This is a genomic window from Mesorhizobium sp. M0207, from assembly GCF_040321995.1.
GTDB lineage: Bacteria > Pseudomonadota > Alphaproteobacteria > Rhizobiales > Rhizobiaceae > Mesorhizobium.
In genome coordinates, this window is record NZ_JAMYSQ010000003.1 from 148,284 (window position 1) to 160,662 (window position 12,379).

Sequence of the window (12,379 nt, forward strand, 5' to 3'; positions counted from 1 at the left end):
TCCGATGGCAAGCCTCGAACTGCGAAACATCGTCAAGCGCTATAAAAGCCAGACTGTTCTCGACAATCTGTCGCTGACCGTCGCCGACGGCGAAACGCTGGTCCTGTTCGGGCCGTCCGGCGCCGGCAAGACCGTTCTGCTGCGGCTGGTGGCCGGCGTCATCGACCCCGACGAGGGAAAGATACTCATCGGCGGCGAGGACATGACCGATCTCGACGCCGAGTTCCGCGGCGTCGGCATGGCATTTCAGAACTTCGCGCTGTTCCCGCATATGACGGCGTTCGATAACATTGCGACGCCGCTGCAGGCGAAGCACTCATCGCAAGGCACGATAAAGACCGGCGTCGAGAGCGTCGCCAAGCTGTTGAAAATCGGCCATGTGCTCAGCCACAAGCCGCGGGCGCTGTCCAATGGCCAGAAGCAACGCACCGCGCTTGCCCGCGCCCTGGTCGGCTCGCCGCCGGTGCTGCTGCTCGATGATCCCTTGCGCAACGTCGATGCCAAATTGCGCTTCGAAATGCGGCTGGAACTGCCAAGACTGCTGGCGGATCGTGGCGCGACCGTCATCTACGTCACCCAGGACTACAAGGAAGCGATGGCGCTCGGCGACCGCATCGCGGTGATGTCGCAGGGCGTCGTCAAACAGCTCGGCACGCCCGAGCAGATCTATCGCGAGCCGGCCAATGTCGAGATTGCCCGGCTGTTCGGCGACCCGACCATCAACCTTCTGGACGTCAAGCCGGCGCGGGACGCCAAGGGCATCTATGTCGGCCTGTCCAACGTCCAGGTCCATCTTGCCGGCGCTCATGAGACGGCGGTCGGCCGCGACTGCGTGATCGGTTTGCGGCCGGAGGCGCTGGCGTTTGTCGATGAACGCACGCTCGGCGCCATCCCGGTGACGGTCGAGGCTGAGACGCCGCTCAACGAGAAGATCGTCACGCTGGTGCGCACCGTGCGCGGCCGTGAAATCCTGGTTTCGCGTCCTTCCGGGACACCGGGCCAATCCGAGGGCAAGGTCTACATTGCCGTCGACAGTAAAAGCGCCCTTTTGTTCGATCGCACAAGCGGCGAGCGCATCGGCTCGAAAAACGTCGTCAATTTGCGCAGCGGAGAAGCGGCATGAGCCCGACCGCAATCACCATTTCGGGCGTCGACAAGTTCTACGGTCCGATTGACCGTGGCGTACACGCCGTCAAGAACCTGACGATGGAAATCGTCAAGGGCGAGATCGTGGCGCTGCTCGGCTCCTCCGGCTGCGGCAAGACCTCGACATTGCGCATGATCGCAGGCTTCGAAGAGGTCTCGCGCGGCGCTATCGCGGTTGCCGGCCGCAAAGTGCACATGCTGCCGCCGGTCAGGCGCAACGTCGCAATGGCCTTCGAGGGCTATTCGCTCTACCCGCCGCTGACCGTGCGCGAGAACATGGCCTTCGCCCTCAAGGCCGCCAGGCTGGCGAAGAGTGCAGTCGATGCAAAGGTTGCCAACATCGCCAAGCTGCTCGAGATCGAGGACATTCTCGAGCGCTATCCGAGCTCGATCTCCGGCGGCCAGCAGCAGCGCGCCAGCCTTGGCCGGGCGCTGATCCGCGAGGCCGACCTGCATCTGCTGGACGAGCCGATGGGCCAGCTCGAGCCGCAGCTTCGCGCCGTGCTGCGCGGCCGCATCAAGCATTTCATCAAGGAGCGCGGCCTGACCGCGATCCTGGTCACCCACGACCAGACCGAGGCCAACGCGCTTGCCGACCGCATTGCCGTCATGGAGGGCGGCGTGCTGCAGCAGTTCGATACGCCTGACAGGCTCAAGGAGCGGCCGGCAAACCTGTTCACCGGCACCTTCGTTGGCGAGCCGCCGATGAATGTCTTCGAGGCCTATGTCGGCACGGCCGCCGGCAAGATCAGTCTCAAGCTGCCCGACGGGCTTTCGCTCGACTACGACAAGGATGCGTTCAGCGGCCCGGTTCGCGACGAATTGCTCAACCGGCAGCGCGTCGTCATCGGCGTCAGGCCCTATGCGGTCCGCCGCTCGAAGGATGGTGTGCCGGCGACGGTTTCGGCCAATCAATGGCTCGGCGACCAGACCCATATCGCCGCCGATTTCGCCGGCGGTTCGCTGGTCCTGGTCGAACATGACCGAACCCGCTTGGAGCTTGGCGCGCCGATCAAGATCAGCATCGATCCGAAAAACCTTCACGTCTTCGATCAGGCGAGCGGCAATGCCATTTCGCACGGCACGGAGCTGGCTTGATGCAGGATGTGCTGATCGGCATCGACGCCGGCACGTCTGTCATAAAATCCGTCGCCTTTGACACGGCGGGCAGGCAGATCGCGTCCGCCGCGCTGCCCAATAAATACGAGACACTGCCGGGCGGCGGCGCCGAGCAGGACCTGACACGCACCTGGGCCGATACCGCGACGACCTTGTGCGAGCTTGCCGACAAGGTGCCGGATCTCGCCAGCCGGACCATTGCCATCGCCGTGACCGGGCAGGGCGACGGTACCTGGCTGATCGACAAGGATGGCGAGCCGGTTGCCAAGGGCTGGCTGTGGCTCGACGCGCGCGCTGCCGCGGTCGTCGAGGAGATCCGCGCGCGGCCGGAGGACCGGCTGCGCTTCGAAAAGACCGGCAGCGGGCTCGCTGCCTGCCAGCAGGGATCGCAGTTCGTGTTCATGAAGCGCCACATGCCCGCGATGCTTGCCAATGCAGCGACGGCGTTCCACTGCAAGGACTGGCTCTATTTCAAGCTGACCGGCCACCGCGCCACCGACCCGTCCGAGGGCACCTTCACCTTCGGCGACTTCCGCACGCGCGGCTATTGCGATGATGTGCTCGAGGTACTCGGCGTCACCGATCTCCGGCATCTGTTGCCGCCCATCGTCGATGGCACCAGGCAAAGCACCTCGCTGTCGGCGGCAGCAGCCGATGCGACCGGCCTGCTCGCCGGCACACCGGTCGTTCTGGCCTATGTCGATGTCGCCTGCACGGCGCTCGGCGCCGGCCTGTTCGATCGCGAACGCAAGCCGGGATGCTCGATCATCGGCTCCACCGGAATGCATATGCGGCTTGCCGAAACGCCGGACCAGGTTCTGCTCAACGAGGCTGCAACCGGCTACACGATGACGATGCCGGCACCCGGCGTCTTTGCGCAGATGCAGTCGAACATGGCGGCAACGCTCAATATCGACTGGGTCCTTGGCCTCGCCTCCGGCATTCTCGCCTCGCAAGGTATTACGCGGACCAATGGCGAGATGATCGCGCTGGTCGACCAGTGGATATCGTCGTCCGAGCCAGGCGCGCTGCTCTACCAGCCCTATGTCTCGGAGGCCGGCGAGCGCGGGCCGTTCGTCGATGCCAATGCCAGGGCCGGCTTCATCGGCATTTCGTCCAGGCACGGCTATGCCGACATAGTCCGCGCGGTGTTCGAGGGGCTGGCTTTCGCGGCGCGCGATTGCTACGCCGCCATGGGGCCCCTGCCCAAGGAAATCCGCCTGACCGGCGGAGCGGCCAGGAGCCCGGCTCTGCGCAAGATCCTGGGTGCTGCGGTCGGCGCCGACATTCGCACCAGCGAGCGCGAGGAGGCCGGTGCTGCGGGCGCCGCAATGATTGCTGCGGTCTGCGTCGGCCAATACGCATCGATGGACGATTGCGTCAGCAAATGGGTCACGCCTTTGCTCCGTACGGCCGAACCCAGCGATCGGAAACTTGCCGCTGCCTATGAGGCGATGGCTCCGTCCTACACATTGGCGCATGAGGCGCTGCGGCCGGTCTGGCGCTCGATGGCCGCGTCCAGGCAAACCGACGTGAATTGAGAAGAGCATGCCCAAGAAAATTGCGATCATCGGCGACCGCTTCATGCTTCCGGAAGTGTTTCGCGAGAAAATCGAGGCGGCCTGCGGCTACAATCTCGACATCCGCAGCATTGAGACCGCTTGGCCCGACGAGCCGATGCAATTCGGCAATGCCGCGCTTGGTCTGGACAAGGTCAAGGAGTATTTCGGCGATCCCGACGAGGTGGTGGATTTCATCGGCGACGCCGAAATCTTCGTCACCCAGCTTGCGCCGCTCTCCGAAAGCATGATGCAGCGCCTGCCCACGCTCAAGCTGGTTGCGGTCTCGCGCGGCGGACCGATCAACATCGACATGGCCGCCGCCAAGGCCCACGGCATCACCGTGGTCAATGTGCCCGGCCGCAACGCCAGCGCCGTGGCCGAGTTCACCATCGGCGCCATTCTCGCTGAAACGCGGCTGATCCGCGTCGGTCACGAAGCCTTGCGCAAGGGCGAATGGCGCGGCGATCTCTACCGCGCCGATCGCACCGGCCGCGAGCTCAACGAAATGACCGTCGGCGTCATCGGCTACGGCAATATCGGCACCAGGCTGGTTCGCCTGCTGCGCGCCTTCGGCTGCCGCATCTTGGTTTGCGATCCCTATGTGCAATTGAGCGCCGAGGACCGCAATGCCGGCGTCGAACTGGTTGCGCTGGACGATCTGCTGTCGCGCTCCGATGTGGTCACGCTGCATTCCCGGGTCACCGAGGAGACGCGCGGCCTGATCGGCAAGAACGCCATCGCCCGGATGAAACCCGGCGTAATCTTCGTCAATACCGCGCGCGGACCGCTGGTCGACTACGATGCGCTCTACGATGCGCTCGTCTCGGGGCAGATCGGCAGCGCTATGCTGGAGACGTTCGCCATCGAGCCGGTGCCTGCCGACTGGCCGCTGTTGCAACTGCCGAACGTGACGCTGACGCCGCATATCGCCGGCGCGTCGGTACGCACCGTGACCTACGCGGCCGAGCAGGCGGCCGAGGAAGTGCGCCGCTACATCGCCGGGCTGCCTCCGGTCAATCCATGCTGACGACAGGGCATAGAGCGAGATGAACGGTGAAACCGAAATCGTCGACCTCTTCGTCATCGGCGGCGGTGTCAATGGCGCCGGAATCGCGCGCGATGCGGCGGGCCGGGGTCTGTCGGTCATTCTTTGCGAAAAGGACGATCTTGCCGAGGGCACCAGTTCGCGATCGGGAAAGCTCGTTCATGGCGGTTTGCGCTATCTCGAATATTACGAGTTCCGCCTGGTGCGGGAGGCGCTGATCGAGCGCGAGGTGCTGCTCGAATCCGCGCCGCACATCATCTGGCCGATGCGCTTCGTGCTGCCACACAGCCCCGATGATCGGCCGGCCTGGCTGGTGCGGCTCGGCCTGTTCCTCTACGACCATCTTGGCGGCCGCAAGCGACTGCCGGCCACCCGCACGCTCGACCTGCGCACCGCGCCAGAAGGCGCGCCGATCAAGGACAGCTTCAAGCGCGGCTTCGAATATTCCGACTGCTGGGTCGACGACGCCCGCCTGGTCGTCATCAATGCGCTCGACGCCGCGGAGCGTGGGGCCAGGATATTCACCCGCACTGCCTGCACCGCTGCCCGCCGCGAAAACGGCCTGTGGTCGGTGGAGATGCGCGACGGTCGAACCGGCGTCAGGACCACAGTCCGGGCACGGGCGCTGATCAACGCCGCCGGACCCTGGGTCAACGACGTCATCAACCGCGTCGGCGGCCAGAATTCCAGGCGCAACGTGCGCCTGGTCAAGGGCAGCCACATCGTTGTGCCGAAATTCTGGGAAGGGCGGCAGGCCTATCTCGTTCAGAACAGCGACAAGCGGGTGATCTTCATCAATCCCTATCAGGACGATCTGGCGCTGATCGGCACCACTGACATTCCCTATGAAGGGCGGCCGGAGGACGTGACCGCCGATGCGAGCGAGATCGATTACCTGATCAAGGCAGTCAATCGCTACTTCAAGCGCCAGCTCGCACGAAGCGACGTCGTCTACTCGTTTTCCGGCGTCAGGCCGCTCTATGACGACAATGCCGACAATCCGAGCGCGGTGACCCGCGATTACATATTCGAACTCGACGCACCGGCTGGGCAGGCGCCGCTGCTTTCGGTCTTCGGCGGCAAGATCACCACCTTCCGCAAATTGGCCGAGCACGCGCTCGACCGTATCGCCCCGTTCTTTCCGAAAATGGGCAAGCCGTGGACCTCGAAAGGGCACCTGCCGGGCGGCGATATCGCCAATGCCGATTTCGAGCAGTTCCTCGGCGACCTCGGCCATGAATTTCCCTGGATGCCGGCATCGCTGGTCAAGCATTACGGCAGGCTCTTCGGCACAAGGACGCGCGATCTGGTCGGCGCGGCCACCTCGCTCGCCGAACTGGGCCGGCGCTTCGGCAAGGATTTTTTCGAGCGCGAAGCCAATTACCTGTTCGAGCATGAATGGGCCGAGACCGCCGCCGATATTCTCGAAAGGCGCACCAAGCACGGCCTGCATCTGTCCGCCGCGGAAAGAACCGCCTTCGAGGACTGGTGCTCGAGCCGGCTGGCAAAGGCCGGCTGATGGCCTTTACGCTTTCGCTCAACACCAATCCGCTGGTCAACCGCTTTGCGGAGCCGGACGACCTGATCGACGCGATCGCCTATCAGATCGGTATCAGGGACGTCCAACTCACCCATGAATTCGTCAATCCCGGCTGGCCGGCGGCGACGATCGCCAAATTCGTCCGCCTGTTCCGCTCCGCGCTCGACCGCACCGGGGTGCGCGTGACCTCCGCGATGACCGGCCCTTACGGCCGGCTCAATCATTTCGGCCATCCCGATGCCGACGTGCGGCGCTACTACGTCGACTGGTTCAAGACCTTTTCAGAAGTTTCGGCCGAGCTCGGCGCCGCAGGCATGGGCACGCAATTCGCGATCTTCACTCACCGGGATTACGACAATCCTGAACGTCGCGCGCGGCTTTTCGACATCGCGCTGGAATGCTGGCGCGAGGTCGCCGAGCATGCCAAAGCAGCCGGCTTGACCTACCTGTTCTGGGAGCCGATGTCGGTCGGCCGCGAATTCGGCCATACGATCGAAAGCTGCCGGGCACTGCAGCGCGAGATCGAAGCGGCCGGCATGGCCGTCCCGTTCAAGATGATGGTCGACATCGACCATGGCGACGTGACCTCGAGCAATCCGGCGGACACCGACCCTTATGCCTGGGCCGAAGCCTTTCCCAGGCAATCGCCGATCATCCACGTCAAGCAGTCGTCGATGAACAAGGGTGGTCACTGGCCGTTCATTGCCGCTCACAACAAGGACGGCCGCATCACGCCGGAAAAGCTGCTGGAGACGGTTCGCCGTGGCGGCGGCGTCGACAACGAGATCTGCCTCGAATTGTCGTTCCGCGAGCGCGAGCCCGTCGACCACCAGGTCATCGCCATGATCCGCGAGTCGGTCGACTACTGGGCACCCTTTATCGAGACCGGCAGGGCCGATCTCTTGCCGCGAGCATGATCGGATGAGCAGGAGCTGAGGCAGCTCCTGCTCAGAGCCGGAATACGTCAGCCAAATTTCGGATCGAGGCTTCCGGACTTGTAGCGCTTGGCCATTTCCGACAGCGGCAGCGGCTTGATCTTCGGTGCGTTGCCGGCGGTGCCGAATTGCTCGAAGCGCTCCTTGCACAGCTTCCGCATCGCGGCCATTGCCGGCGTCAGATATTTGCGCGGATCGAATTCGCTCGGGTTCTCGGTCAGCACCTTGCGGATTGCGCCGGTCAGCGCCATGCGGTTGTCGGTATCGATATTGATCTTGCGCACCCCGTGCTTGATGCCGCGCTGGATCTCTTCGACCGGCACGCCCCATGTCGGCTTCATCTGGCCGCCATATTTGTTGATGATCTCCTGCAACTCCTCCGGCACCGAGGACGAGCCGTGCATGACGAGATGCATACTCGGCAGACGGCGGTGGATTTCCTCGATGACGTTCATGGCCAGTACAGCGCCGTCCGGCTTGCGGCTGAACTTGTAGGCGCCGTGGCTGGTGCCCATGGCGACTGCCAGCGCATCGACACGGGTGTCGCGCACGAACTGTTCGGCCTGCACGGGATCGGTCAGCAGCTGGTCGTGGCTGATGACGCCCTCGACGCCATGGCCGTCCTCCTGCTCGCCGCCGCCCATCTCCAGCGATCCGAGAACGCCGATCTCGCCTTCCACCGAGACGCCGCCCCAATGCGCCATGTCGACGACGCGGTGGGTGATGCCGGAATTATAGGCGTAGTCGGCCGGCGTCTTGCCGTCTTCCTTCAGCGATCCGTCCATCATCACCGAAGTGAAGCCGTGCTGGATCGCGGTGACGCAGGTCGCTTCGTTGTTGCCATGGTCGAGATGCATGCAGACCGGGATATCGGGATGGATTTCGACCAGCGCGTCGATCAGCTTGGCCAGCACCACATCATTGGCGTAGGCTCGCGCGCCGCGGCTCGCCTGCAGGATAACCGGCGATTTGGTCTCCTCGGCTGCCTCCATGATGGCGAGGCCCTGTTCCATATTGTTCATGTTGAAGGCAGGCACGCCATAGCCGTATTCGGCGGCATGATCGAGCAATTGTCTCAGTGTGATGCGAGCCACTCAGTAGTCTCCCGTATCCGGTTTCGAGCCAGTGTTTGCGGGCCGTTCGGTTGTCGACGAGCCCCTGATGCTTCTGGCCGGATTTCCGCGGCACCGCAACCGCTGGGCGCTCGGCCGGCAGCAATTCTTGTTACAGGACGCGACCAGAAGCGTCATGATATCCCAAAGAGATATAACATTATCACAAAAATTTGGTGGCTTGTGCGACGTTTGCTGTTATATCTCGGAACCGGATTGCACAAGGATGCCGCGGAAATGAAGAGCGACGGCCGCCGGCAAGGCATCATGGATTTTCTGATGGACATCGGCACCGCCAGTGTCGACGATCTTGCCTCACGCTTCGGCGTGTCAAAGATGACTGTCCACCGCGACCTCGACGAGCTCGAGGAAAGCGGCTTCCTGCGCAAGGTGCGCGGCGGCGCCTCGATCCAGCCGAGCAGCCTTTTCGAGAGCGATTTCCGCTACCGCCAGCGGCTGGCCGGCGACGAGAAGAAGCGCATCGCCGCCGCTGCCGTGACGATGATCGAACCGGGTCAGACGGTGATCATCGACGATGGCTCAACCGCGGGCGGCGTTGCTCGGCATCTTGCCGATCTGCGTCCGCTGACGGTGATCTCGAACAATCTGGCCGTCATCCAGGATTTGGCGGGCGTTGCCGGCATCAACCTGATTGCGCTCGGCGGCCAATACAACAAGAAGTTTCACGGCTTCTTCGGCCTGCTCGCCGAGGACACGCTGAAATCATTGCGCGCCGATGTCGCGTTCCTGTCGTCATCGGCCATCCATGGTGCCTCTGCCTTTCACCAGGATCAGGAAGTGGTCCAGACCAAACGGCTGATGATGGCCGCAGCAGCGCGCAAATATCTGCTGGTCGATCATGGGAAATTCGGCCGCACTGCCTTGCACTTCCTGACAGATCTCAAGGCCTTTGACACGGTCTTCACCGGCCGCGAGCCGCAGCCGCAGATGCGCGCCGCGCTGGATGGTGCCGGCGTTTCGCTGACAGTGATCGCAGAATAGGAGGGCACGTATGGTTTATTGGGTCGGCACCAGCTGGAAAATGAACAAGACGCTCGCCGAGGCGATGGCTTTCGCCGAGGCGCTGGCGGAGTTCGTCCCCGGTTTCGACGAGCGCATCCAGCCTTTCGTCATCCCGCCCTTCACGGCGATCCGCGAGGTCAAGAAAGCGCTGTCGCCGACGCGCATCAAGGTCGGCGCGCAGAACATGCATTGGGCCGACGCCGGCGCCTGGACCGGCGAGATCTCGCCGGTCATGCTGAAAGACTGCGGCCTCGACATGGTCGAGCTCGGCCACAGCGAACGGCGCGAGCATTTCGGCGAGACCGACAACGCCGTCGGTCTGAAGACTGCGGCGGCGGTGAAGCACGGTCTCGTGCCACTCATCTGCGTCGGCGAGACCCTGGCTCAACGCGACAGCGGGCAGGCCGCTGCGGTGCTGGCCTTGCAGGTGCACGGCGCGCTGCAGTTTCTCGAAGGCGCGGCGAAGGCGGCGACGATCCTGTTTGCCTATGAGCCCGTCTGGGCGATCGGCGACAAGGGCGTGCCGGCCAGTTCGGACTATGCCGACAGGCAGCAGGCGCTAATCAAGAAAATCGCACGCGACCTGCTGCCGGTGGTGCCGCCGGTGCTTTATGGCGGCAGCGTCAATCCGCAAAATGCCGCCGAACTGGTCGGCCAGCCCAACATCGACGGCTTGTTCATCGGCCGCTCGGCCTGGCAGGCGGACGGCTATATCGACATCCTCAAGCGCGCCTCGGCGGCGATCTGAATCACCAAACAGGAAGGAAACGGAACATGAAAATTGCCATTGGAGCTGATAGCGCCGGCAAGCCGCTGCTCGACGTCATTGCCGCTCACCTCGCTACCAAGCCTGGCCTCACGGTTAGCGACCTCAGCCAGTCGGGCTACTATGCCGACCTGTCACAGAAGCTCGCGCAGACCATCCTGGACGGCGAAAACGATCGCGGCATCCTGTTTTGCGGCACCGGCATCGGCGTATCCATATCCGCCAACAAGGTGCCCGGCATTCGCGCCGCACTCACCCACGACACCTATTCGGCCGAGCGCGCGGCAAAATCCAACAACGCCCAGATCATCACCATGGGCGCCCGCGTCATCGGCCCGGAACTGGCCAAGTCGATCGTCGATGCATGGCTTGCATCGGAATTCGATGAGAAGGGACCGTCGGCCGGCAATGTCCAGGCGATCGACAGGCTCGACGCGGCGAAGCGGGGTTAAGCCAGACTGTTCCACATCGCTCTGATAATCGTCACGGCCGATGCGGCGCCGGGGTCCATATGCCCGAGCGAGCGCTCGCCGAGCCGCGATGAGCGGCCCTTGGCGGCGATCATGTCCTTGGTCGCCTCGGCACCTCGTTCGGCCGCTGCAAGTGCAGCCTCCAGGCTCTCGGACAGGCTCTTGCCGGCTTCCTGCGCGGCACCCGCTGCTTGCGCAGCCGGCAGCCAGGCGTCGACCATGGTCTTTTCGCCGAGCTCGGCCTTGCCGCGATCCTGGATGCCTTGCGCCATCGCCCGGAGCATGGCGATGGTGTCAGCGTCCTCCAGAATTGCCTTGCCTTTGACGGCGGCGGCACCGCGCATGAAGGCGGTCGCATAGAGCGGGCCTGACGAGGCGCCGACCGCGTTGAGGAAGGATTTCGCCGCAGTGTTGAGCAGCGCCGTCGGCTCGGTCGCCGCGAGGTCGAGTTGTGCTAGTGCATCGCGCGCAGCTGTGAAGCCTAGTGCCATGGCGATGCCATGGTCGGCGTCGCCGATGACGCCGTCGAGTTGGCAGAGCCTGTCCTTGTCGGCGTCGATCGCCGCCGCGATCTCATCGAACATTCTTTTCAAGCCGACTGAATCGATCGAGGTCATGATGCTTTCTCAGCCGGCGCGGAACATGGCGCAGTCGCAAGGATGGTCGAGCATCGCCTGCAACTCGCCGTCGAGATGCATCAGCGTCACCGAGGCGCCAGCCATTTCGAGCGAGGTGCAGTAATTGCCGACCCAGGTCGCGTGGACGGAAATACCGACGTCATCCAGCCTCTGCTTGACGCGTCGGTTCATGATGTAGAGCTCCATCAACGGCGTTGAGCCGAGCGAATTGACCAGAACGGCGACCTTATCGCCGCGCGCCGGCGCCATCTCGTCGAGGACCTTGTCCAGCATTTCGTCGGTGATCTCGTCGGCCGTTTTCAACTTTCCGCGCGCGATGCCTGGCTCGCCATGGATGCCCATGCCGATCTCCATCTCGTCCGGTCCGATCTCGAAATTGGGCCGGCGGGTCTGCGGCAGCGAGCAGGGCGACAGCGCCACGCCCATGGTGAAGGTGTGATCGTTGGCCTTCCTGGCGATACGCTCGCATTCATCGAATGACAGCATCTGGTCGCATGCGGCACCGGCGGCCTTGAAGATGAAGAAATTGCCGGCGACGCCGCGCCGCTTCTGCCTCTGGTCGCGCGGCGCCGAGGCGACATCGTCGGTGGTCAGCACGGTGCGCACCTCGATGTCGTCCATTGCCGCCATTTCGGCGGCCATGTCGAAGTTCATCACGTCGCCGGCATAGTTGCCGTACATGAACAGCACGCCGGCGCCACCGCTGGCCGCCTTGGCGCATTCGAGGATCGGGTCCGGCGGCGGCGAGGCGAAGACATTGCCGATCGCGGCGGCGTCGGCCAGCCCCTTGCCGACGAAGCCGAGGAAGGTCGGCTCGTGGCCCGAGCCGCCACCGATGACGAGACCGACCTTGCCTGGGCGCGGTCCGTCGCGGGCGATAATGGCGCGCGGACTGCCGTCCGCGCTTCTGAGATGGCGCGGATGCGCGGCCAGGATGCCCTCCAGCATCTCGTCGACGGAGCGGTTACCGTCATTGATGATCTTCTTGGTCTGCACCGGCATCCTCCCTGGTTTTCGTGAGAT

12 protein-coding genes are annotated in these 12,379 nt (G+C 63.8%); 9 read left to right on the plus strand and 3 right to left on the minus strand.

Going from position 1 to position 12,379, the window contains the following annotated elements; all coding sequences use genetic code 11:
• The first annotated feature begins 4 nt into the window (after positions 1–4).
• The 6 genes from NKJ15_RS06830 to NKJ15_RS06855 are packed head-to-tail and all read left to right on the plus strand — an operon-like array spanning position 5 to position 7,329.
• On the plus strand, positions 5–1,123 hold the full coding sequence (locus tag NKJ15_RS06830; protein ID WP_352680993.1) for an ABC transporter ATP-binding protein: 1,119 nt from the start codon (positions 5–7) through the stop codon (positions 1,121–1,123).
• Positions 1,120–2,244, plus strand: coding sequence for an ABC transporter ATP-binding protein (locus NKJ15_RS06835; RefSeq protein WP_352680995.1), 1,125 nt, complete (start codon positions 1,120–1,122; stop codon positions 2,242–2,244). The genes NKJ15_RS06830 and NKJ15_RS06835 overlap by 4 nt, the downstream gene beginning before the upstream one ends.
• Complete coding sequence (locus NKJ15_RS06840; RefSeq protein WP_352814659.1) at positions 2,244–3,806, plus strand: FGGY-family carbohydrate kinase; 1,563 nt, start codon at positions 2,244–2,246, stop codon at positions 3,804–3,806. The genes NKJ15_RS06835 and NKJ15_RS06840 overlap by 1 nt, the downstream gene beginning before the upstream one ends.
• Positions 3,807–3,813: 7 nt before the next feature.
• On the plus strand, positions 3,814–4,854 hold the full coding sequence (locus NKJ15_RS06845; protein ID WP_352814661.1) for a 2-hydroxyacid dehydrogenase: 1,041 nt from the start codon (positions 3,814–3,816) through the stop codon (positions 4,852–4,854).
• A 19-nt stretch (positions 4,855–4,873) separates the two neighbouring features.
• The gene (locus tag NKJ15_RS06850) at positions 4,874–6,391 is read left to right on the plus strand and encodes a glycerol-3-phosphate dehydrogenase (RefSeq protein WP_352542233.1); all 1,518 of its coding nucleotides are present in this window, start codon (positions 4,874–4,876) and stop codon (positions 6,389–6,391) included.
• Entirely contained in the window at positions 6,391–7,329 is a 939-nt protein-coding gene (locus NKJ15_RS06855) for a sugar phosphate isomerase/epimerase family protein (RefSeq protein WP_352472317.1), read from the plus strand. The genes NKJ15_RS06850 and NKJ15_RS06855 overlap by 1 nt, the downstream gene beginning before the upstream one ends.
• 47 nt (positions 7,330–7,376) lie before the next feature.
• Here NKJ15_RS06855 and fba read toward each other — a convergent pair whose 3' ends face one another.
• Entirely contained in the window at positions 7,377–8,441 is a 1,065-nt protein-coding gene (fba, locus tag NKJ15_RS06860) for a class II fructose-bisphosphate aldolase (protein ID WP_352472270.1), read from the minus strand.
• A 255-nt stretch (positions 8,442–8,696) separates the two neighbouring features.
• On the opposite strand from fba, the gene NKJ15_RS06865 reads away from it, so the two are divergent.
• The 3 genes from NKJ15_RS06865 to derI are packed head-to-tail and all read left to right on the plus strand — an operon-like array spanning position 8,697 to position 10,700.
• Positions 8,697–9,461 carry a DeoR/GlpR family DNA-binding transcription regulator gene (locus NKJ15_RS06865; protein WP_023676017.1) on the plus strand — a complete coding sequence of 255 codons (765 nt, stop codon included), beginning with the start codon at positions 8,697–8,699 and terminating at the stop codon, positions 9,459–9,461.
• A 10-nt stretch (positions 9,462–9,471) separates the two neighbouring features.
• Complete coding sequence (locus tag NKJ15_RS06870) at positions 9,472–10,230, plus strand: triose-phosphate isomerase (RefSeq protein WP_352472271.1); 759 nt, start codon at positions 9,472–9,474, stop codon at positions 10,228–10,230.
• 26 nt (positions 10,231–10,256) lie between these two features.
• Entirely contained in the window at positions 10,257–10,700 is a 444-nt protein-coding gene (derI, locus tag NKJ15_RS06875) for a D-erythrulose-4-phosphate isomerase (protein ID WP_023676015.1), read from the plus strand.
• Here the strand turns inward: derI and dhaL are convergent.
• Both dhaL and NKJ15_RS06885 read right to left on the minus strand, forming a co-directional pair.
• Positions 10,697–11,335, minus strand: a complete 639-nt coding sequence (dhaL, locus tag NKJ15_RS06880) for a dihydroxyacetone kinase subunit DhaL (RefSeq protein WP_352472272.1) — start codon at positions 11,333–11,335, stop codon at positions 10,697–10,699. The two genes, derI and dhaL, sit on opposite strands and share 4 nt — an antisense overlap.
• Positions 11,336–11,344: 9 nt before the next feature.
• On the minus strand, positions 11,345–12,352 hold the full coding sequence (locus tag NKJ15_RS06885; protein WP_352768455.1) for a dihydroxyacetone kinase subunit DhaK: 1,008 nt from the start codon (positions 12,350–12,352) through the stop codon (positions 11,345–11,347).
• Positions 12,353–12,379: the final 27 nt, after the last annotated feature.